21 protein-coding genes are annotated in these 20,695 nt (G+C 70.4%); 7 read left to right on the forward strand and 14 right to left on the reverse strand.

All coding sequences use genetic code 11. From position 1 onward, the window contains the following. Positions 1-2 precede the first annotated feature (2 nt). Positions 3-851, reverse strand: a complete 849-nt coding sequence (locus ACIQI8_RS23445; RefSeq protein WP_402353719.1) for a menaquinone biosynthetic enzyme MqnA/MqnD family protein — start codon at positions 849-851, stop codon at positions 3-5. Positions 852-1,147: 296 nt separating this feature from the next. Between ACIQI8_RS23445 and ACIQI8_RS23450 the strand changes: the two genes are divergently transcribed. Further along, a complete protein-coding gene (locus ACIQI8_RS23450) occupies positions 1,148-1,351 on the forward strand; it encodes a cold-shock protein (protein WP_003992177.1) in 204 nt (67 codons plus the stop codon). 166 nt (positions 1,352-1,517) lie between these two features. Next, positions 1,518-2,171 carry a class I SAM-dependent DNA methyltransferase gene (locus ACIQI8_RS23455; RefSeq protein WP_402353721.1) on the forward strand — a complete coding sequence of 218 codons (654 nt, stop codon included), beginning with the start codon at positions 1,518-1,520 and terminating at the stop codon, positions 2,169-2,171. A 6-nt stretch (positions 2,172-2,177) separates the two neighbouring features. Here ACIQI8_RS23455 and kstD read toward each other — a convergent pair whose 3' ends face one another. The 4 genes from kstD to ACIQI8_RS23475 form a co-directional block, all read right to left on the reverse strand. After that, positions 2,178-3,983: a 3-oxosteroid 1-dehydrogenase gene (gene kstD / locus ACIQI8_RS23460; protein WP_402353724.1), complete on the reverse strand. Its 1,806-nt coding sequence runs from the start codon at positions 3,981-3,983 to the stop codon at positions 2,178-2,180. 118 nt (positions 3,984-4,101) lie between these two features. After that, positions 4,102-5,235: a sugar ABC transporter substrate-binding protein gene (locus ACIQI8_RS23465; RefSeq protein WP_402353727.1), complete on the reverse strand. Its 1,134-nt coding sequence runs from the start codon at positions 5,233-5,235 to the stop codon at positions 4,102-4,104. Positions 5,236-5,379: 144 nt separating this feature from the next. Then, positions 5,380-7,293, reverse strand: a complete 1,914-nt coding sequence (locus ACIQI8_RS23470) for an AMP-dependent synthetase/ligase (RefSeq protein WP_402353729.1) — start codon at positions 7,291-7,293, stop codon at positions 5,380-5,382. Between the two features lie 206 nt (positions 7,294-7,499). Continuing rightward, entirely contained in the window at positions 7,500-8,810 is a 1,311-nt protein-coding gene (locus ACIQI8_RS23475) for an acetyl-CoA C-acetyltransferase (RefSeq protein ID WP_402353732.1), read from the reverse strand. Positions 8,811-8,933: 123 nt separating this feature from the next. Here ACIQI8_RS23475 and ACIQI8_RS23480 point away from each other — a divergent pair, with 123 nt between their 5' ends. Together ACIQI8_RS23480 and ACIQI8_RS23485 are read left to right on the forward strand one after the other, a co-directional pair. Beyond that, positions 8,934-10,238 carry a 3-oxoacyl-ACP reductase gene (locus ACIQI8_RS23480; RefSeq protein WP_402353735.1) on the forward strand — a complete coding sequence of 435 codons (1,305 nt, stop codon included), beginning with the start codon at positions 8,934-8,936 and terminating at the stop codon, positions 10,236-10,238. Next, a complete protein-coding gene (locus tag ACIQI8_RS23485) occupies positions 10,238-11,113 on the forward strand; it encodes a MaoC family dehydratase (protein ID WP_402353737.1) in 876 nt (291 codons plus the stop codon). Before ACIQI8_RS23480 ends, ACIQI8_RS23485 begins: the two co-directional genes overlap by 1 nt. Positions 11,114-11,123: 10 nt before the next feature. Here ACIQI8_RS23485 and ACIQI8_RS23490 read toward each other — a convergent pair whose 3' ends face one another. The 5 genes from ACIQI8_RS23490 to ACIQI8_RS23510 all read right to left on the reverse strand — a co-directional run bounded on the left by ACIQI8_RS23490 (position 11,124) and on the right by ACIQI8_RS23510 (position 14,693). Continuing rightward, complete coding sequence (locus ACIQI8_RS23490) at positions 11,124-11,780, reverse strand: TetR/AcrR family transcriptional regulator (protein WP_402353740.1); 657 nt, start codon at positions 11,778-11,780, stop codon at positions 11,124-11,126. Positions 11,781-11,840: 60 nt separating this feature from the next. Next, positions 11,841-12,158, reverse strand: coding sequence for a DUF4229 domain-containing protein (locus tag ACIQI8_RS23495; protein WP_402353743.1), 318 nt, complete (start codon positions 12,156-12,158; stop codon positions 11,841-11,843). Positions 12,159-12,259: 101 nt separating this feature from the next. Further along, entirely contained in the window at positions 12,260-13,423 is a 1,164-nt protein-coding gene (gene mqnE / locus ACIQI8_RS23500) for an aminofutalosine synthase MqnE (RefSeq protein WP_402353746.1), read from the reverse strand. A gap of 59 nt (positions 13,424-13,482) precedes the next feature. After that, positions 13,483-13,938: an Lrp/AsnC family transcriptional regulator gene (locus tag ACIQI8_RS23505; protein WP_401714442.1), complete on the reverse strand. Its 456-nt coding sequence runs from the start codon at positions 13,936-13,938 to the stop codon at positions 13,483-13,485. A gap of 71 nt (positions 13,939-14,009) precedes the next feature. Further along, on the reverse strand, positions 14,010-14,693 hold the full coding sequence (locus ACIQI8_RS23510; protein ID WP_402353749.1) for a UbiX family flavin prenyltransferase: 684 nt from the start codon (positions 14,691-14,693) through the stop codon (positions 14,010-14,012). Between the two features lie 90 nt (positions 14,694-14,783). On the opposite strand from ACIQI8_RS23510, the gene ACIQI8_RS23515 reads away from it, so the two are divergent. After that, positions 14,784-15,389, forward strand: a complete 606-nt coding sequence (locus ACIQI8_RS23515; RefSeq protein ID WP_402353752.1) for a rhomboid family intramembrane serine protease — start codon at positions 14,784-14,786, stop codon at positions 15,387-15,389. Here the strand turns inward: ACIQI8_RS23515 and ACIQI8_RS23520 are convergent. The 3 genes from ACIQI8_RS23520 to ACIQI8_RS23530 form a co-directional block, all read right to left on the reverse strand. Continuing rightward, complete coding sequence (locus ACIQI8_RS23520; RefSeq protein ID WP_402353755.1) at positions 15,377-15,520, reverse strand: hypothetical protein; 144 nt, start codon at positions 15,518-15,520, stop codon at positions 15,377-15,379. The two genes, ACIQI8_RS23515 and ACIQI8_RS23520, sit on opposite strands and share 13 nt — an antisense overlap. A 138-nt stretch (positions 15,521-15,658) precedes the next feature. Then, entirely contained in the window at positions 15,659-16,561 is a 903-nt protein-coding gene (gene mqnP / locus ACIQI8_RS23525) for a menaquinone biosynthesis prenyltransferase MqnP (protein WP_402353758.1), read from the reverse strand. Beyond that, on the reverse strand, positions 16,558-18,009 hold the full coding sequence (locus tag ACIQI8_RS23530) for a menaquinone biosynthesis decarboxylase (RefSeq protein ID WP_402353761.1): 1,452 nt from the start codon (positions 18,007-18,009) through the stop codon (positions 16,558-16,560). Before ACIQI8_RS23530 ends, mqnP begins: the two co-directional genes overlap by 4 nt. 75 nt (positions 18,010-18,084) lie before the next feature. Between ACIQI8_RS23530 and ACIQI8_RS23535 the strand changes: the two genes are divergently transcribed. Together ACIQI8_RS23535 and ACIQI8_RS23540 are read left to right on the forward strand one after the other, a co-directional pair. Next, positions 18,085-18,399 (forward strand): PLD nuclease N-terminal domain-containing protein, encoded by a 315-nt coding sequence (locus ACIQI8_RS23535; RefSeq protein WP_402353764.1) that lies wholly within the window; start codon positions 18,085-18,087, stop codon positions 18,397-18,399. A 114-nt stretch (positions 18,400-18,513) separates the two neighbouring features. Further along, the gene (locus ACIQI8_RS23540; RefSeq protein WP_402353767.1) at positions 18,514-19,935 is read left to right on the forward strand and encodes a purine-cytosine permease family protein; all 1,422 of its coding nucleotides are present in this window, start codon (positions 18,514-18,516) and stop codon (positions 19,933-19,935) included. On the opposite strand, the gene ACIQI8_RS23545 is transcribed toward ACIQI8_RS23540, so the two are convergent. Continuing rightward, positions 19,908-20,498 (reverse strand): hypothetical protein, encoded by a 591-nt coding sequence (locus ACIQI8_RS23545; RefSeq protein ID WP_402353770.1) that lies wholly within the window; start codon positions 20,496-20,498, stop codon positions 19,908-19,910. The two genes, ACIQI8_RS23540 and ACIQI8_RS23545, sit on opposite strands and share 28 nt — an antisense overlap. Positions 20,499-20,695: the final 197 nt, after the last annotated feature.

Raw genomic sequence — 20,695 nt, forward strand, 5'->3', positions numbered from 1 at the left:
GGCTACGGCTGCAGCAGATTGACCTTAAGGTCCGCCGGGAGGCCGCTCGTGGGGCCGATCCGGCGGGCGAACTCCTCGACCGCCGCCAGCTGGGGGGCGCCGAAGTCGAAGTCGAGGGTCGTGAAGTACTGCTCCAGGACCTGCTCGTCGAAGACCTCCCAGCGGGCCGCCTGCTCGGCGACCTTGCCGACCTCCTCCAGGGAGAGGTTGCGGGAGGCGAGGAAGGCCTCGTGGACCTTGTGGGTGATCTCCGGCTCGCGTTCCAGGTAGTCGCGGCGGGCCGCCCAGACGGCGAAGACGAAGGGCAGTCCGGTCCACTCCTTCCAGAGCGCGCCGAGGTCGTGCACCTGGAGGCCGTAGCGCGGGCCGTCGTGGAAGTAGGCCCGCAGCGCCGCGTCCCCGATCAGGACCGCCGCGTCCGCCTCCTGCATCATCAGGCTGAGGTCGGGCGGACACGTGTAGTACTCGGGCGTCACGCCGTAGCGGTCCGAGAGGAGCAGCTGGGCGAGGCGGACGGAGGTGCGGGAGGTCGACCCGAGGGCGACCCTGGCGCCGTCCAGCTCCGTCAGCGGGACCTGGGAGACGATGACGCAGGACAGGACGGGACCGTCGCAGCCGACGGCGATGTCCGGGAAGACGACCAGCTCGTCCGCGTGCTTGAGGAATTCGGCGGTGGCGATGGGACCGATGTCGAGATCGCCCCGCACCAGCTTCTCGTTGAGCTTGTCCGGGGTGTCCTTCGTCAGCTCGATGTCGAGGAGGGTGCCCGTCCTCGCGAGCCCCCAGTACAGCGGCAGGCAGTTCAGGAACTGGATGTGTCCGACGCGCGGCCGGGTGCGAGAATTGTCCACATCGCGAGGCTAGACCCTGGGGCTCGTGGTATGGCGACCGCCCCCACCGGCTCGCGGTCAACGCGACACGCCCGGGATCAAACGTTCCAGTGACGTGATCTTGGCCTCTATTGCTTTCGGGTGCCCCCATGCTAGGCTCGCCGCAAGTTGCAGTTTGGTTTCCCTTGCAGTACAGAGCCTGCGGAGCATGTAACCGCGGGCTCTAGTCGTTTTCAGACGTATGCAGTAGTGCGGGACTTGTTTTCACACGTGCAGGGTTCTGGAGCAGGGCGACCCTTTGGGCCCAAGGAGGGCTTATGGCTACCGGAACCGTGAAGTGGTTCAACGCCGAAAAGGGCTTTGGATTCATCGCCCAAGAAGGCGGAGGCCCCGACGTCTTCGTTCACTACTCCGCGATCAACGCGTCCGGTTTCCGCTCGCTCGAGGAGAACCAGCAGGTTTCCTTCGACGTGACCCAGGGTCCGAAGGGCCCGCAGGCGGAGAACGTCACGCCGGTCTGACGTGACCTGGGCCGTCGGCCCGGCGATCTGAGTACGAGTTGCACTACCCAAGGAGCCCCGCGCCGCAAGGCGACGGGGCTCCTGCCTTTGCGCTGCGCGGGCCTGAGCGTGGGAGGTCGGTCCAGGTCGGAGGCGTTGTCAGTGGCCGTCGGTAACGTCCGGCGGCATGACCGAACCCGACTTCGTGACCGCGACCCGCACCTTCTACGACACCATCGCCGAGGACTACGCCGACCTCTTCCGTACCGAGCTGACCAAGCCCGTGGACCGGGCGATGTTCGCCGCTTTCGCGGACCTGGTGGGGCCGGGCGGACGCGTGGCCGACCTGGGCTGCGGGCCGGGGCGGATCACCGCCCACCTCGCCTCCCTGGGCCTGTCCGTCGTCCTCGGGCTCGACCTGTCGGAGTCGATGCTCGCGATCGCCCGGCGCGAGAATCCCGGGCTGCGCTTCGAGCACGGTTCGATGCTGGCCGTGGACCTGCCCGACGGGTCGCTCGCGGGTGCCGTGTCCTGGTACTCGTCCATCCACACCCCTGTGGAGAAGCTCCCCGCGCTCTTCGCGGAGTTCCTGCGCCTGCTCGCCCCCGGCGGATATCTGCTCCTCGCCTTCCAGATCGGCGACGAGCCGCGCCACCACGACCGGCCCTTCGGCCACGACGTGCAGCTGGACTTCCTGCGGCGCCGGCCCGAGCAGGTCCTCGCGCTGCTCCTGGCCGCCGGATTCACGCCCGTCTCGCAGACCGTGCGCGAACCCTGGCCCAACGAGTCGACCCCCCAGGCCATCCTCCTCGTCCGCAAGAGCCCCTCGGAAACGCCCTGAGCGCCTCTACAGCACCCCCGCGAGATCCCGGGCCGCGATGTACCCGAACGTCATCGCCGGACCGATCGTCGAGCCGGCGCCCGCGTAGCTGTGGCCCATCACCGCCGCGCTGGCGTTCCCGGCGGCGTACAGGCCCGGGATGACCGAGCCGTCGGAGCGCAGCACGCGCGCCCTGGCGTCGGTCACCAGGCCGCCCTTGGTGCCGAGGTCGCCGGGGACGATCCGGAAGGCGTAGTACGGGGGCAGCCACAGGGGGGCGAGGCAGGAGTTGGGGAGGACGGCGGGGTCTGTGTAGTAGTGGTCGTACGCGCTGTCGCCGCGGTGGAAGTCGGGGTCCTTTCCCAGCAGGGCTTGGGAGTTGAAGCGGTTGACCGTGGTCCGCAGGGCGGCCGCCGGGACGCCGATGGAGGCGGCGAGGGCGTCGAAGGACCAGGCCTTGTGGGCGGCGCCCGAGCCGTACCAGTCGTCGGGCAGGACGAAGGTCGGGGCGATGTCCCGGAAGAGGTAGCGGTTGCGGTAGTTCTGGTCGACGACCAGCCAGGCCGGGATGTCGGGGTCGGTGGGGTTGCGGTCGTACATGGTGTGGACGACGTCGCTGTAGGGGGCGGCCTCGTTGACGAAGCGACTGCCGGCGGCGTTGATCATCAGGCCGCCGGGGAGGGTGCGTTCGGCGAGGCAGAAGTACGGGTCGTCGGGCAGCGGGATCGCCGGGCCCCACCAGGCGTCGTCCATCAGGGCGAGCGCGCCGCCGGCCTGCTGGCCGGCCCTGATGCCGTCGCCGGTGTTCTCCTTCGCGCCGACGGTCCAGTCGGTGCCGATCGGCTGGCGCTGGTACTGGGCCCGCATGGCCGCGTTGTGCTCGAAGCCGCCGGAGCCGACGACCACACCGCGCCGGGCGCGTACGAGTCCGGCGGCGCCCGCGCGCGTGACGACCGCCCCGGTGACGGCGCCGCCCTCGACGTACAGGCTGGTGAGCGGGGTGTTCAGCCATACCGGGACGCCGGCGCTCTGCAGCCCGGCGCGCAGTCCGGCGGCCAGGGACTGGCCCATGGTGAGCGGTTTCTGGCCCAGCAGGGCGGCCTTGGTGCCGCGGGCCAGGCACTCGGCGGCGACGGCGGCGCCCTTGACGCTCACGGCGGAGAGGGCGAGCCATTTGTAGTCGGCGCTGAAGACGACGAGGCCGGCCGGGACGTCCAGGTAGGGCGGGTTGAGGTGGGCGAGTTCGGCGCCGAGGATGGTGCCGTCGAGCTGGGCGGGTTCGATGGACCGGCCGTTCGGGAGGCCGCCGGGGAGTTCGGGGTAGTAGTCGCTGTACCCCTCCATCCAGCGGAAGCGCAGCGGGCTGTTGGCCATGACGAAGGAGATCATCGCCGGGCCGTGGGCGAGGAAGGCCTGCCGGCGGGAGACCGGAACGTCCGGGCCTACGACGGCGGCGAGGTAGGCGGCGGCCTTGGCGGGCGTGTCCGGGACGCCCGCGGCCAGCAGCACCGGGTTGTTGGGGATCCAGATGCCGGCCCCTGACCGGGCCGCCGAGCCGCCGAAGGTGGGCGCCTTCTCCACGACCACACAGCTCAGGCCCGCCTTGGCCGCGGTGAGCGCGGCGGTCATGCCGGCCGCACCGGAGCCGATGACCACGACGTCGTACGTGCCAAGCAGCGGCGGGTCGGCGGCGGTGGCCGTGCCGGCGCCGGTCGCGAGGGCGACGCCGGCCGCCGCCGAGGTGCCGAGCACCTGTCTGCGCGTGGGCCGCCCACCGCTCCGGGTCGGCCGGGTACGTCGTGCGGCTTCCGTGCGCTCCGGGCTCGTGGACATCTCGGGTTCCTCCCGCCGAACGAGGACAAGGAGACCGGAATGTCGCGCGAGGGTCTTGTGAAGTCAATAACCGTCGGGGGCGAAATGCCCTGCCCTGGGGGCCAGTTGACCCTGTGGGTCAGTTGAGGCCGATCTGCGCGCAGTCCGCCGCGTAGGCCTGGGTGCAGATGTCCTTGACGGTGTAGACGCCGTCCGCGATCAGCGTCTGCTCGATGTTGTCCTTGGTGAGGGCGACCACCGGTACCAGGTTCGCGGGGATGTCCTTCTGCGTCGGGCTGTCGACCCGGTCCTGGGTCAGCGCGTCGAACTCGATGTCGCGGCCCTGGACCCGGGCGACCGCCAGCTTCGCGGCGCCGGTGGCCTCCAGCAGGAAGGACTTGTACACCGTCATGTACTGCTCGCCCGAGACGATCCGCTGGACGGCGTCCAGGTTCGCGTCCTGCCCGGTGACCGGCGGGATCTTGTCCGCGCCGGCTTGCTTGAGGGCGTCGATGACGGCGCCGGCCATTCCGTCGTTGGCGGAGTAGACGGCGGCGATGTTGCCGAGCCCGATCGACTGGATCGCCTTGAGCATGTTGGCCTTGGCGGTGGCCGGCAGCCACTGCGGGGTCTCGTACTCCTTGGCGATGACGACCTTGCCCTTGAGCTCGCTGAGCGCGCCCGCCTTGAAGCTGGCGGTGTTGGGGTCGTTGACGTCGCCGTCCATCATGACGATCTTGCTGGTCGCCGCCTTGTCGCCGAGGGCGCTGACGACGGCCCGGCCCTGCACCTCGCCGACGAGTTCGTTGTCGTGGGAGACGTAGGCGTCGATGGGGCCCTGGGCGAGCCGGTCGTAGGCGATGACCGGTATCCCGGCGTCCTTGGCCTTGCGGACCTCGGCGGAGATGGCCTTGGAGTCCAGGGCGTCCACCAGGACGACGTCCACCTGGTCGTCGATCATCTTCTGGAACTGGCTGCTCTGTTTGGCCACGCTCGCCTCGGCGTTGGCGTAGACGACCTTGCCCTTGCCGCTGGTGAGGGAGGTGACCTGCTGCTTGATGATCGGGTAGTCGAACTTCTCGAAGCGTGCCGTGTCCTTGTCCGGCAGCAGCAGGCCCACCGTGAGGTCGTCGCCCTTCGTCGGGGACGAGGAGCTGCCGCCCCCGCTGATGGCGTCGACGGCGCCGCACGCGGTGAGGGAGAGGGCGGTGCCGAAGGCGGCCAGGACCGTGACCGGGCGGCGCACAGCGGTCCGGCGGGGGGAAGCGTTCACGAGGGGGCCTTCCGAGCGGACGGGGCGTGGGGGGAAGCGGTTTCTCGGGGGCCGCGGGGGACGCTGGGAGACCCGAGTGGCCGACAGCCAACCGTCACACGTGTGTTACGTCAAGATGTTGTCGTAACAAGGCGATGGAGCTCCCTACTTCGTGTACAAGCCCTCCACATCCGCCGCGAAGTCCTTCATGACCGCCTCCCGGCGGAGCTTCATGGAGGGCGTCAGATGGCCCTCGGCCTCGGTGAAGTCGCGGGGCAGGACGGTGAAACGGCGGATGGACTCGGGGCGGGAGACCATCTTGTTGGCCTCGTCCACGGCGCGTTGGAGAACCTGGAACAACTCCTCGTCATTGACCAGAAGTTCGGCCGGAACCGGATGCTTGCCGTTCATCTGGCGCCAGTGGGTGATGCCGTCGAGGTCGAGGGTGATGAGCGCGGAGACGTAGGGGCGGCGGTCGCCGAGGACCATGCACTGGGAGATCAGGGGGTGTTGGCGCAGCCAGTTCTCCAGCGGGGCGGGGGCCACGTTCTTGCCGCCCGCGGTGATCAGGATCTCCTTCTTGCGGCCGGTGATCGTCAGATAGCCCTCGTCGTCCAACTGGCCTATGTCGCCGGTCGCGAACCAGCCGTCCGTCGACGCGGGCACCACCCCGCCCGCGTGCGGGTCCCAGTAGCCGCGGAAGATCTGGCCGCCGCTGAGCAGGATCTCGCCGTCGGCGGCGATACGCACCTTCGTGCCGGGCATGGGCCAACCCACCGTGCCCAGACGGGGTTTGAGGGGCGGGGTGACGGTCGCGGCGCCGGTGGACTCGGTGAGGCCGTAGCCCTCGTAGATCTCCATGCCCGCGCCCGCGTAGAACGCGGCGAGGCGGCGGCCCAACGGCGAGCCGCCGCAGATGAGTTGGCGGATACGGCCGCCCATGGCGTTGCGGATACGGCGGTAGACGAGCGGGTCGTAGAAGGTGCGGGCCGTCCTCAGGGCCGTGCCGGGGCCCGGCCCGGTGCCGGCGTGACGGGCCTCCATGGCCTCGCCGTAGCGCTGGGCGACACTCGCCGCGCGGTCGAAGGACGAGGCCCGGCCGCTGCTCTCGGCCCTGGCGCGGGCGCTGTTGTAGACCTTCTCCAGCATGTACGGGATGGCGAGCAGGAAGGTCGGCTTGAAGCTGCCGAGGTCCGCGATGAGGTCATCGGCCTGGAGGCTCGGCGCGTGGCCGAGGCGGACCCGGGAGCGCACGCAGGCCACGGCGACCATGCGGCCGAAGACATGCGACATGGGCAGGAAGAGGAGGGTCGCGGGCTCGTCGGAGGTCTTCGACTTGAAGACGGGGTAGAGGAGTTCGACCGCGTTGTCGACCTCCGCCAGGAAGTTGGCGTGCGTGAGCACACAGCCCTTGGGGCGGCCCGTGGTGCCGGAGGTGTAGATGACGGTGGCGAGGGTGTCGGGGACCAGCATGCCCCGGCGTACGGAGATCTCCTGGTCGGGCACCGGCTGACCGAGCTCCGCGAGCCGGTCCAAGTGCCCTTTCTCCACGACCCACATGTGGCGCAGGTCCGGCAGCCGGTTGAGCTCCGGACCGAGCGCCGAGGCCTGTCCCGCGGTCTCCGTCACCAGGGCCACCGCGCCGGAGTCCTGGAGGATCCAGCGGGTCTGGAAGACCGAGGAGGTGGGATAGATCGGCACGGTCACCAGTCCGGCCGCCCACGCGGCGAAGTCGAGCAGCGTCCACTCGTAGATCGTCCGGGCCATGACGGCGATCCGGTCGCCGGGCACCAGGCCCTCAGCGATCAGCCCTTTGGCCAGGGCCAGCACCTCGTCCGCGAAGGCGGCCGCCGTCACATCGGTCCAATCCCCGTCCTGCGTACGGCGGCTGAGCACCCGGGCCTCGGGGGCCGCGGCCGCGTTGTCGAACGGCAGGTCGGCGAGCGAGCCGTGGGTGGGGGGTGCGATCAGCGGGGGCACCGACACCTCCCGCACCACCCCGTCCAGGCGCACGATCTCGGGTTCCACGAGCTGGGGCACGCCGTCGTAGTCGGCGGCGGACGGGTAGTGCACGGACATGGCAGCTCCTGGGGCGCGCAGCTCGGTACCGCTCTGCTGCTTTGGTACGGATATCGCATACCAAGTCGTTCACCGGCGGCCTGCGGCGGAAGGAGTTACCGGCGGTCAGGTTGGCGATCGTACGGGGCCCACGTGGGGGGTTGGTAAGGGTTCGACGGCGATCCGGGGCCGGGCTTGTGCAACCTCGGGGGTTATGTGACAAGAGTTCACGTTCGCTCCAGAACGGCCGTCACCCCCTGGCCGCCCGCCGCGCACACCGAGATCAACCCGCGCCCCGGGCCGCCCCGTTCGGCCAGCAGTTTCGCCAGGGTCGCCACGATACGGGCCCCGGTCGCCGCGAAGGGATGGCCGGTGGCCAGCGACGACCCGGCCACGTTCAGCCGGCTCCGGTCGACCGGCGCGAGACCCCGCTTCTCCCAGGCCGCGAGGGTCGCCAGCACCTGGGACGCGAACGCCTCGTGCACCTCGACGAGGTCGAAGTCCGCCATGGTCAGCCCCGCGCGCTCCAGCATCCGCGGGACCGCGTACGCCGGTGCCATCAGCAACCCGTCCTCGCCGCCCACGACATCGCCCGCCACGAAGTCCACGGCCGCCGTCTCATACGCCGTGAGATAGGCCAGCGGCTCCAGACCGCGCGCCCGCGCCCACTCCTCGGACGCCAGCAGCACGGTCGCCGCCCCGTCGGTCAGCGGGGTCGAATTGCCCGCGGTCATGGTCGGGTCGGGCGCGTCGAGGCCGAACACCGGCTTCAGGGACGCCAGTTTCTCCACCGTCGAGCCCGGCCGCAGATTCTGATCCCGCGCGAGCTCCCGGAAGGGGACCACCAGGTCCTGGAAGAAACCCCGTTCGTACGCCGCCGCCAGCCGCTGATGGCTGGTCGCCGCCAGCTCGTCCTGCGCCTCGCGCGCGACGCCCCACGCCCGTGCGGTCACCGCCGCGTGCTCGCCCATCGACAGGCCCGTGCGCGGCTCGGCGTTGCGCGGGATGTCGGGGACCAGATGGCTCGGGCGGATCCGGGACAGGGCCCGCAGCCGGGCGCCGGCCGACTTCGCGCGCCGGGTCTCCAGCAGGATCCGGCGCAGCGCGTCGTTGACACCGAGGGGCGCGTCGCTCGCGGTGTCGGCGCCGCCCGCGATCGCCGACTCGGTCTGCCCGAGGGTGATCTTGTTGGCGGCGGCGATCACCGCCTGCAGCCCGGTGCCGCAGGCCTGCTGGATGTCGTACGCGGGAGTGCGGGCGTCCAGCCGGGAGCCGAGGACCGTCTCGCGCGCGAGGTTGAAGTCCCGGGCGTGCTTGAGCACCGCGCCGGCCACGAACTCGCCGACGGCACCCGGCTCTTCGAGCCCGTACCGGTCGACCAGGGCGTCCACGGTCGCGGTCAGCATCTCCTGGTTCGACGCGGTGGCGTAGGGGCCGTCGGAGCGCGCGAACGGGATCCGGGCACCGCCGATGATCGCCACGCGGCGCGTCCGCGGGGGTGCGAAGGGCTGCGCGAGGGGCTGCTCAACGGGAGTCATCTCGACCGGTTCCTCACCTGTGACGTAGGCTTACCTACGGTAACATTACTCCAGAGTAAGCAGTGTGGACCTGAGCGTGGACGTGACAGTGGACCGAGTGCGGTCCCGAGTGGGGAGATGGACATGGCGGACCGCTATCTGAGCTTCACCGGCACCGCGCCCGGCCGCTTCCTGACCCGCCGCCTCGGGCTGCCGCAACCGGCTCCCCTACGACGCTGGTCCCCCGCGACCCCCACCCTGGCCGGCGGCCTGCGCCACCTCACGGCCGGAAAGTCCGACCTGGATCTCGAACCGGTCCTCGCCCGTACGGAGCCCGCGACCGGGGCCACCGACGAACCGGCCGCCGTCGTCCTGGACGCCACCGGGGTACGGGACATCGAGACCCTCGCCGAGGTGCACGCGGCCCTGCACCCCGTCGTCCGGTCGGTCGCGAGCAGCGGCCGAATCGTCGTGCTGGGCGCGCCCCTGGACGCCGGCGACCACCACCAGGCCGCCGTCCAGCAGGCGTTGGAGGGTTTCGTGCGCTCGCTCGGCAAGGAGATCGGGCGGGGCAGGACCGTGAACCTCGTCCGCCTCACCGACGCCTCCGCCGCCGAGTCGACCCTCCACTTCCTCCTCTCCCCCAGGTCCGCGTACGTCAGCGGCCAGGTGATCGCCGTCGACGCGCGCCCGGTGACCCAACCGGCGGACGCGCAGCGGCCGTTGGGCGGACGCACCGCACTGGTCACCGGCGGCGCGCGCGGGATCGGCGAGGCGGTCGCCGAGACGCTGGCCGAGAGCGGCGCCGAGGTCGTCGTCCTCGACGTGCCGCAGGCCGAGCGGGACGCGCGGCGCGTGGCCCAGCGGCTCGGCGGCAGCGCGCTTCTCCTCGACATCACGGCGCCGGACGCGGGCGAGCGGATCGCCGAGGCACTGCCCGACGGGCTTGACGTCCTCGTCCACAACGCGGGCATCACGCGGGACCGGCGACTGGTCAACATGCCCGCGGAGAGGTGGAGTTCGGTGCTCGACGTCAATCTGGCGAGCGTGCTGCGAACGACGGACGCGCTGCTCGCGGCGGGCACCCTGCGCGAGGGCGGCCGTATCGTCGCCACCGCGTCGATCGCAGGGCTCGCGGGCAACGCGGGCCAGACGAACTACGGCGCCAGCAAGGCGGGCATCGTCGGCCTGGTCCGCTCCCTCGCGCCGCGCGCGCTCGCCGAGCACGGGGTGACCGTCAACGCGGTCGCGCCGGGTTTCATCGAGACGAAGATGACGGCCGCCGTCCCCCTCTTCATCCGGGAGGCGGGTCGCCGCATGAACTCCCTCGCCCAGGGCGGCCTGCCCGTCGACGTCGCCCGGACCACGGCCTGGCTCGCCCACCCGGCCTCCGGCGCGGTCAACGGACAGGTCGTACGGGTCTGCGGCCAGAGCCTGTTGGGGGCGTGATGTCGGTCGTCCTCGCGCAATCCCCCGCGCTCGGTCCCCTGCTGGCCCGGGGTGCCCTGCTCTCCCCCTTCAAACGGCCGCGCCCGGACGCGGAGTTCCCCCACGACCGGCTCGTGCTGGCCGCCCCACGCATCGACTTCGCCCGGCTCGCGGCCTACGAGCGCGTGTGCGGCTTCGCGACCGGCGACGACGCGCTCCCTCTCACGTATCCGCACGTACTCGGCTTCCCCCTGGCCATGCGCCTGATGAGCCGCCGGGACTTCCCGCTGCCGCTGCTCGGCCTCGTCCACACGTCGATCGACATCACCCGCCCCGGACCCCTCCCTGCCACCGGTGAGTACGAACTCGGCGTCCGCGTCGAGGGGTTGGCCCCCCACCGCCGCGGTACCGAGGCGACGGTGGTGACGGAGTTGCGGGGTGGCGGGGCGTTGGTGTGGGAGTCGCGGAGCACGTATCTGGCCCGGCACCGGCCCTCGGGAGAAGCGGGGTTGGAGGGTTCGGCACCGGAGGGGGTGGAGTCGGCCCCCGGCCAGCCACACCACGCGCCGTTGCCCGCCGTCGCCGAGTGGCAGCTCGCCGGGGATGTCGGCCGCCGCTACGGAGCCGTCTCCGGTGACCGCAACCCGATCCACCTCCACCCGCTCACCGCCCGCCTGTTCGGCTTCCCTCGCGCCATCGCGCACGGCATGTGGACGGTGGCCCGGTGCCTGGCCGCGCACGGGACGCCGGACGCGGTACGGATGCGGGCCGAGTTCCGGGCGCCGGTGCTGTTGCCGGGGACGGTGACGTACGCGGCGGAGGGCGGGCGGTTCGAGTTGCGGGGCACCGAGGGGCGGGTGCACGTGTCGGGGACGGTGACGCCGCTCGGGCCGTGAGCGAACGGGACTACTGAGCCGTGGAGCCGGCCGGCGGCTGCCACGGCCGCCCCTCCATCAGGTTGCCCAGACCCGCCCACGCGAAGTTCATCAGCGTGGCCGCGGCCTGGCGGGCCGTGACGCCGGGGGTGGCGTTGGCCCAGGCGGCGAGGGACTCGGCGGCGCCGACGAGGGCCTCCGCGAGACCGGCGACCTCGCGTTCGGGCAGGTCCGGGTCGCGGTGCGCCTCGCGGGCGGCGACGACGATGAGCTGGGTGACGAAGACGACGATCTCCTCGCGCATCGCCGAGACCTCGGCCGCGAACGGCTCACCGTGGGTGCGGGCCTGCAGATGCAGCACCGACCAGCCGTCCGGGTTCTGCGCGGTGTGGGTGAAGAACGCCCGCAGCCCCTCCCAGAGTTGGCGGTCGGCGGGCAGCTCGCGCCGCACTCCGGCCCGTACCGCCTCCACCAGCGCCTTCGCCTCCCGGCGGATGCACGCGGTGAACAGGTCTTCCTTCGAGTTCAGGTAGAGATACACCAACGGTTTGGAGACGCCCGCCAGTTCGGCGATCTCGTCCATCGACGCGGCCATGTACCCGCGCTGCCCGAAGGTCCGAACGGCGGCGTCCAGCATCTGCTGCTCGCGGACCGCTCGCGGCATCCGCTTGGTCTTCACGGCACCCATGCATCACACACTAGTTGGCCGCGACGCCGGGCAACCCTCCCGCGCGCCCCACAACAAGACCTACGAGGTCTGCGGCGCCTGCCCCTGCGCCCCCTGCGCCGGCGCGGAGTCGTCCTCGACGTCCTCCTGGCTGCGGTTCGCGTCCAGGTTGGCCTTCATCCGGTCCACGCGCTGGACGACCTGGATGGAGGCGCGGTCCCGTTCCTTGCGCAGCACCACGAAACTGATCGGGGCCGAGACGAGCAGGGCGAGCAGGACGACCCACATGCCGTTGGACTCGCCGAGCCCGCGCGGGAAGACGCCGAAGTAGACGAGGCCCCAGACGACCACGAGGCAGCCCGCGAAGACTCCGAGGCGCATCAACGTGTAGCGGAACATCTCAATCCACTCTTCCGATTCGAACTGTCCGAACGTCCCAAAGGGGCACCATTCAGTGAAGCACGCCCCCGGGGCGATCTTGCAGGGGGTGGGGCTCCCGCTCAGACCCGCATCGGCTGCGGCGACTCCCGACGCGCCGGGTCCGGACCGTCGTACTCGCGGATGATCTCGTAGCGCGTGTTCCGCTCCACCGGCCGGAAGCCCGCGTCGCGGATCAGGTCCAGCAGGTCCTCGCGGGTCAGCTTGTTCGGCGTGCCGTAGTTGTCGGCGTCGTGCGTGATCTTGTACTCGACGACCGAGCCGTCCATGTCGTCCGCGCCGTGCTGGAGGGCGAGTTGGGCGGTCTGGACGCCGTGCATGACCCAGAAGACCTTGACGTGCGGGACGTTGTCGAAGAGCAGCCGCGACACCGCGAAGGTCTTCAGGGCCTCGGCACCGGTCGCCATCTGCGTCCGCGCCTGCAGCCGGTTCCGTACCTTCCCGTCCTTCATGTCCACGAAGTCGTGCTGGTAGCGCAGCGGGATGAAGACCTGGAAACCGCCGGTCTCGTCCTGGAGTTCACGCAGCCGCAGCACGTGGTCGACCCGGTGGCGCGGCTCCTCGATGTGGCCGTAGAGCATGGTGCACGGGGTCTTGAGCCCCTTCTCGTGCGCCAGCCGGTGGATCCGCGACCAGTCCTCCCAGTGCGTGCGGTGGTCCACGATGTGCTGGCGGACCTCCCAGTCGAAGATCTCCGCGCCGCCGCCGGTCAGGGACTCCAGGCCCGCGTCGATCAGCTCGTCGAGGATCTCGGAGGCCGACAGACCGCTGATCGTCTCGAAGTGGTGGATCTCCGTCGCCGTGAACGCCTTGAGCGACACCTCCGGCAGCGCGGCCTTCAACTCCCGCAGGGAGCGCGGGTAGTAGCGCCACGGCAGGTTCGGGTGCAGGCCGTTGACGATGTGCAGCTCGGTGAGGTTCTCGCCCTCCATCGACTTGGCGAGCTTCACCGCCTCCTCGATGCGCATCGTGTACGCGTCCTTCTCGCCCGGCTTGCGCTGGAAGGAGCAGTAGGCGCAGGACGCCGTGCACACGTTGGTCATGTTGAGGTGGCGGTTGACGTTGAAGTGGACGACATCGCCGTTCTTCCGCGTCCGCACCTCGTGCGCGAGGCCGCCCAGCCATGCCAGGTCGTCCGACTCGTACAGCGCGATGCCGTCCTCGCGGGACAGCCGCTCGCCGGAGCGGACCTTCTCCTCCAGCTCGCGCTTGAGCCCGACGTCCATACCCACACCTTTCTCGGAATCCCGAACCAACCGTACGCCCACCCCGATCACACCCTCGCTCACACCTCTTCGGGCAGCTCTCCGACCCGGTTCTCCCACTTGGTGGAGAGCACGATGGTGGTACGGGTGCGGGAGACGCCCTTGGTCCCGCTGAGCCGACGGATGGTCTTCTCCAGGCCGTCCACGTTGGTGGAGCGCACCTTGAGCATGAACGAGTCGTCGCCCGCGATGAACCAGCAGTCCTCGATCTCGGAGAGGTCCTTCAGCCGCCGGGCCACGTCCTCGTGGTCGGCCGCGTCGGACAGCGAGATGCCGATCAGCGCGATCACGCCGAGGCCGAGCGAGGCGGCGTCGACGGTGGCGCGGTAGCCGGTGATGACGCCGGCCGCCTCCAGCCGGTTGATGCGGTCGGTGACGCTGGGTCCCGACAGTCCGACGAGGCGCCCCAGCTCCGCGTACGAGGCCCGGCCGTTCTCCCTCAGGGCCTGGATGAGCTGCCTGTCCACCGCGTCCATGCGATCGAAGCCTTCCACTGAAAAGTTCCTGAAGTGATGAGAGGTACTGCCACGTGCGCGCCGCGGGTCGCTCAGCCGGTACGGCCCCCGCCGCCCAGCTCGCCTTCCCAACGGCGGTACAGCTCGTGTCCGACGCCCGCCGCGTCGAGCACCCGTCCGGCCACGAAGTCCACCAGATCCTGGATGTGGGTGGCGCCCGCGTAGAAGGCGGGCGAGGTGGGGACCACGACGGCGCCCAGGTCGTCCAGGGTCACCAGATGACGCAGGGTCTGCCCGCCGAGAGGAGTCTCCCGTACGGCGACGACGAGCCGCCTGCGCTCCTTCAGCGTGACGCTCGCCGCCCGCTGGAGCAGGTCCTTGGACAGCCCCAGCGCGACGCCGGCGACGCACGCGGTGGAGGCCGGCACGATGAGCATCCCCTTGACCGGGTACGAGCCCGAGGAGGGCCCGGCGGCGAGGTCCCCGGCGGGCCAGTACCGCACCGCGTCCAGATCGACCGCGAAGGTGTCCGGCTTCCCGTCGGCGCCACGCGCCAGCCATTCCCGCAGGTCGTCCCGCCAGTGCGCGTCCCGGAAGGCGATCTGGGTCTCGTCCAGGAGCGTGAGCCGCGAGGCCCGGCTGACCACCAGGTCGACGCTCTCGCCGGCCGCGAGGAGCGCGCGCAGCACGGACGCGGCATACGGGGTGCCGGAGGCGCCGGACACCCCTACGATCCAAGGCGTACGCGGCGCTTCTCCTGGCTTGGCTGGGTTCACACCCCCGAGCCTATCCGGCACCGCGGGCCGGGAACCGGCCAAGGGGGGTGGGGCGTTGTTCTGTGGGGACGAGCGGACCGTGGGGGTGCCATGTCCGGTACGGAGTCGGGGTGGTCGCGGGGCGACCGCGCGAAGACCGCGGCCAAGCTGATGGTGGGCTGGGTCGCGCTGTTGTGGCTGCTGGAAGTGGTGGACGTGGCGTCCGGCCACGCTCTCGACAGCCTCGGGATCGTGCCGCGCGAGCCCTCCCAGCTGATCGACGTCGTGCCGGCCGCGTTCATCCACTTCGGCTTCGCCCACGTGGCGGCGAACAGTGTGCCGCTGCTCGTCTTCGGCTTCCTCGCCGCACTGGGCGGCCTGCGCCGGTTCGCCGCGATCTGCGCGGTGATCATCGTGGCCGACGGCCTGGGCGTCTGGCTGGTGGCCCCGGCCCACACCAACACCGCGGGCGCCTCCGGCCTCATATTCGGCCTCTTCGGCTTCCTGCTGGTCACCGGCTTCGTGGAGCGCAAGCCCCTGGGTATCCTGGTCGGCCTCGTCATCGGCGCGATCTGGGGCACGTCGATCCTGCTGGGCCTGGCCCCGACCCAGTCGGGGGTCAGCTGGCAGGCGCACCTGATCGGGCTGGTGTCGGGGGTGGGCACGGCGTTCTGGCTGGGCCGCCGCACAGCGGGGAAGACGCTTCAGGTGCGCTGACGCGCCTTCGAGTCCACGGGACGGCGGGTTGTCGGGATCGTCAACTTGCCCAGCGGGGATTCGACGACGACGTCAGTGCCGTACGGGATGGTGTCGCGGCCCAGGTAGCCGTCGGGGCAGGGGTTCCACATGGTGACAGCGTGGCCCTTCAGCGGATCGAAGACCAGGTAGTGGGGAATTGCCCTCGACGATCTCCGTCCGAAAGCCCGGAAACAGATCCTCGAAGCGGGCGAGCTGTGCGTGCAGTCGGTCCACGCACCGGACCGTACCTATACCGTCAGCCCCCTGACCAGCAGATCCAGCAGCGCACACACGAACAGGGCGATCCCGATGAACCCGTTGACGCTGAAGAACGCCCTGTTCAGACGGGACAGGTCGTGCGGGCGCACGATCGAGTGCTCGTAGACGAAGGCGCCGGCGACGATCATCAAGCCGATCCAGAAGAACGCGCCGGCGTCGGTGGCGACGGCGTACCAGATGAGGAGGCCGGTCGTGAGGGCGTGGCAGACGCGGGCGCCGTGGATCGCGGCCGGGATGCCGAAGCGGGCCGGGACCGACATCACGCCGATCTCGCGGTCGGTCTCGACGTCCTGGCAGGCGTAGATCAGGTCGAAGCCGCCGATCCAGATGCCGACGGCGAGACCCAGGATCACCGCGTCCCAGGACCACTCGCCGGTGATCGCGAGCCAGCCGCCGATCGGGCCCATGGCCTGGGCGAGTCCGAGGATGGCCTGCGGGAAGTTCGTGAACCGCTTGCCGTAGGGGTAGATCACCATCGGCACGACCGCGATGGGGGCGAGGGCCAGGCACAGGGGGTTGAGGAGCGCGGCCGAGCCCAGGAAGACGACGACCGCGACCAGCGCGCCCGTCCACGCGTGCTTCACCGACATCGCACCGGTCACCAGCTCGCGGTGCGCCGTACGCGGGTTCCGGGCGTCGATCTCCCGGTCGATGATCCGGTTCACCGCCATCGCGAAGGTCCGCAGACCCACCATGCAGATGGTCACAAGGAGCAGCCGGCCCCAGTGGATGTTGCCGTCCATCTCGAACATCGCGGTGAGCGCGGCGATGTAGGCGAAGGGCAGGGCGAAGACCGAGTGCTCGATCATCACCAGCCGCAGAAAGGCCTTCGTGCGTCCTGGCTGCGGGATGGCTGCGGATGCGCTGCTCAAAGCCCGTACTCCTTCCACCGGCGGTCGACCGTCGCCGCCGTCTCGGGGTCGGACACCACCATCTCGGGCCAACCCCCGTCGCGCGTGTAGCCCTCCTCGGGCCACTTCCTGGTCGCGTCGATCCCCGCCTTGCCGCCCCAGAACTGCTGGTAGGAGGCGTGGTCGAGGTGGTCGACGGGGCCTTCCACGACCGAGAGGTCGCGGGCGTAGTCCGTGTTGCCGAGAGCTCGCCAGGCGACCTCGTGCAGGTCGTGGACGTCGCAGTCGGAGTCCACGACCACGATCAGCTTGGTCAGGGACATCATGTGGGCGCCCCAGACAGCGTGCATCACCTTTTGGGCGTGCTTGGGGTATTTCTTGTCGATCGAGACGATCGCACAGTTGTGGAAACCGCCCGCTTCCGGCAGGTGGTAGTCCACGATGTCCGGCACGATGATCTTGAGGAGGGGGAGGAAGAAGCGCTCCGTGGCGCGCCCCAGCGGTCCGTCCTCCGTCGGAGGGCGGCCTACGACGATCGACTGAAGGAGCGGGCGCTTCCGCATCGTCACGCAGTCGATCGTCAGCGCGGGGAAGGGTTCCTGCGGGGTGTAGAACCCGGTGTGGTCGCCGAACGGCCCCTCCGGCAGCATCTCCCCCGGCTCCAGCCAGCCCTCGATCACGACCTCCGCCTGCGCCGGCACCTGCAGCGGCACGGTCTTGCAGTCGACCATCTCGATCCGCTTGCCCGCGATGAACCCGGCGAAGAGGTACTCGTCGATGTCACCGGGCAGCGGGGCCGTGGAGGCGTACGTGACGGCCGGCGGGCAGCCGAAGGCGATCGCGACCGGCAGCCGCTCGCCGCGCCGGGCCGCCACCTGGTAGTGGTTGCGGCTGTCCTTGTGGATCTGCCAGTGCATGCCGATGGTGCGCTTGTCGTGGCGCTGGAGGCGGTACAGGCCGAGGTTGCGGATCCCGGACTCGGGGTCCTTGGTGTGGGTGAGCCCGAGGTTGAAGAAGGAGCCGCCGTCCTGCGGCCAGGTGAAGAGGGCGGGGAGCCGGTCGAGGTCCACGTCGTCCCCGGTCAGGACGGTTTCCTGCACCGGCGCGTCCTTCACCTTCTTCGGCGGTACGTGCGTCATCGCGCCGAGCTTCCCGAAGGCCTCGCGCACCCCGACGAACCCGTGCGGCAGTTCGGGCCGCAGCAGTCCGCCGATCCTGTCGCTGATCTCTCCGTACGACTTCAGCCCGAGCGCCTTCAGGAGGCGCCGGTCCGTCCCGAAGACGTTCATCGCGAGGGGCAGGTCGGAGCCCTTCACGTTCTCGAAGAGCAGGGCGGGGCCGCCCGCCTTCTGCACCCGGTCGACGATCTCCCCGACCTCCAGATACGGGTCGACCTCGACCTTGACGCGCTTGAGGTCACCCTCGCGTTCCAGTGCCCTGAGCAGGGAGCGAAGATCGTCGTAAGCCATGCGTCCCAGTATCGGCCACCCGCTACCCTGACCCCGTCACCGGGGCCGCCCCACCCGTAGGGAGAACGCTCGAACATGCTCAGGTATCTGCCCTTCCTGCTGGTCCTGGCGCTGTGGATCTACGCCTTCATCGACTGCCTGAACACGCCCGAGGACCAGGTGCGCAAGCCGCTGCCGAAGGTCGCGTGGGTGATCATCATTCTGCTCTTCGGCGAGGTCCTGGTCGGCCCGGTCGCCTGGCTGGTGGCCGGCAAGAAGCGCACCGCGCCGGGCGGCGCCGGACCCGGCCAGGGCCGCTGGGTGGCCCCGGACGACAACCCCGACTTCCTGAAGTCGCTCGGCGAGGACGACCACAAGAAGCTCGACGAGGACGACCGCAAGCAGGACTGACCGGCGACCGCGACCCACAGGTCGGCCGACCTACAGGTTGTACGCCGCCGAGCCCCTCGAAGCGGACAATGCGCCCCTGTGCCCGGACCGGTCGGAACCGGACACTTACCTCGCATGACGACAGCACCCGCCGACTCCACCGGCACCCTCGCCCCCGAATACGGTGACAAGGTCATCGCCGTCGAGACGGCGGGCTCCGAGCCGATCCCCGACGCCGAACGGCACGGCAGCCCGCTCCAGTTGCTGTGGACCTGGGCCTCCCCGAACATCGAGTTCGCGACGGTCTACATCGGCGTGATCGCGGTCCTCTTCTTCGGGCTGAGCTTCTGGCAGGCCACCGGCGCGATCGTGCTCGGCACCGCGCTCGGCGCGATCACGCAGGGGTACCTCTCCCTGGACGGGCCGCGGTTCGGCGTACCCCAGATGGTGATCGGCCGCTTCTCCTTCGGCTTCCGCGGCAACATCCTGCCGTCGGCGGCCAACGGTCTGGTCGCGGGCGTGGGCTGGTTCGCGGTGAACAGCGTGAGCGCGGCCTTCGCGCTCAACACCCTCACCGGACTGCGCCCGTTGCCCTCCCTCCTGCTCGTGGTCGTCGCCGAGATCCTGATCGGCTTCATCGGCCACAACTTCGTGCACACCTTCGAGAAGTACGCCTTCCCGGCGCTGGCCCTGATCTTCCTGCTCGCGGGCGTGTGGACCTTCAAGGACGCGGACCTCACCGGGGGCGGCACGGGCGGCGGCATCGGCGGCTTCCTGCTCGCGTTCAGCGCCGCCTGGGGCTACGCGGCCGGCTGGAACCCGTACGCCACCGACTACTCCCGCTACCTCCCGCGCACGGCGAACAAGCTGAAGACGGTCCTCTACCCGGCCGTCGGCCTCTTCGTCTCCGTCACCCTCGTCGCGGTGATCGGCGCGGCCTCGGCCACCCTGATCGCCCCGAAGGACGCCACCCCGACGGCCGCGTTCACCGGTCATCTCCCGGGCTGGCTCGGCGACTTGGTGCTGATCGCCATCATCCTCGGCGCGGTCTCGGCCAACGCCCTCAACGTCTACTCCGGTGCGATCTCCATCACCGCGCTGGGCCTGAACCTCCCGCCGTGGCTGAGCCGCAGCGTCCTGGTCGTGGTCTCCGGCATCGCCGGTACGGCGGCCGCGTGGGCGTCGCTGTCGGACGCGGGGGCGGCCTACGAGGCGTTCCTGCTGGTCATCGCCTACTGGGTGGCGCCCTGGCTGGGTGTGGTCCTGGTCGAGCGCCGACTGCGCGCCGGCACCCCGGACGCCGAACTGGCCCCCCGCCTGACCGACCGCTCCTTCACCAACTGGCCCGGTGTGGCAGCCCTGTTGATCGGCGTGGCGGTGTCCGTCCCGCTCTTCTCCAACCAGGAGGACTACGTCGGCTACGTACCGAAGCACTGGCCGTCCTTCGGTGACATCACGCCGGTCGTCGGCTTCGTACTGAGCGCGGCGGTGTACGCCGGGCTGTGCGCGGTGCTGCGGCGGCCGAAGTCTCAGACGGTGTCGGTCAGTTCGGCCTGATCCACGTACTCGACCCTGATGTGGCGGGCGTCCCACTCCCCGTACGCCTTCTTGAGGATCGGCTCGGCCTTGTCGGGGTCGTCCACCCCGACGACGACGAACCCCCGTTCGTCCGGGCCGACTTCGCGCAGATCGAAGGAGCCTTCCCAGCGCTTCATGTCGTCGACGATACGGTCGGAGAGATTGATCAGCCTCCCCTCGTTGACGTCGGTGTCGTGCAACCGGAGGGTCACCCCCTTCACGGCCGCCTCGCAGACCGCGGTGTCGAAGGCCTCGGACGGGATGCGCCAGATGTCGGCGGCGGAGCCGTCCTCGTCGACCGAGAGACCGGTGTAGACGGCGGCGTACCGCTTCTCCACGAGTTCGTCGACGTGCACGACGACCCGCATCAACGGCGTGCCGTCGTCCCGGTCCGGAAGGCTGTCGACGGGTCGGTCGCCCACGCACACGGTGAGGTCGCCGGTCTCCGGCGCCGTCGAGACCCGCAGCCCCTCGCCGCCGCAGGCCGCGACCGCGCCCAGCACCAGCACGGCGGCCACGCCCGCCCCCACACGATTCCTCATGCCCTGTCCCCCTCCGTCCGACTCCGTCCGGCTCGCCACTGTGACGCCGGACGGGGGCGGGAGGTTCAGACCTGCCGGAGGTCGGCGCGCAGCACCGGCGTGACCAGGGCCGTCGGGACCCGGACTCCGTCGGGATGGGTGTGCTCCCTCTTGGTGTTCACCCTTCATCGAGTGGTCTCCGTCGAGAAGGGGTGTGG

The organism is Streptomyces sp. NPDC092369 (genome assembly GCF_044755245.1).
Taxonomy (GTDB): domain Bacteria; phylum Actinomycetota; class Actinomycetes; order Streptomycetales; family Streptomycetaceae; genus Streptomyces.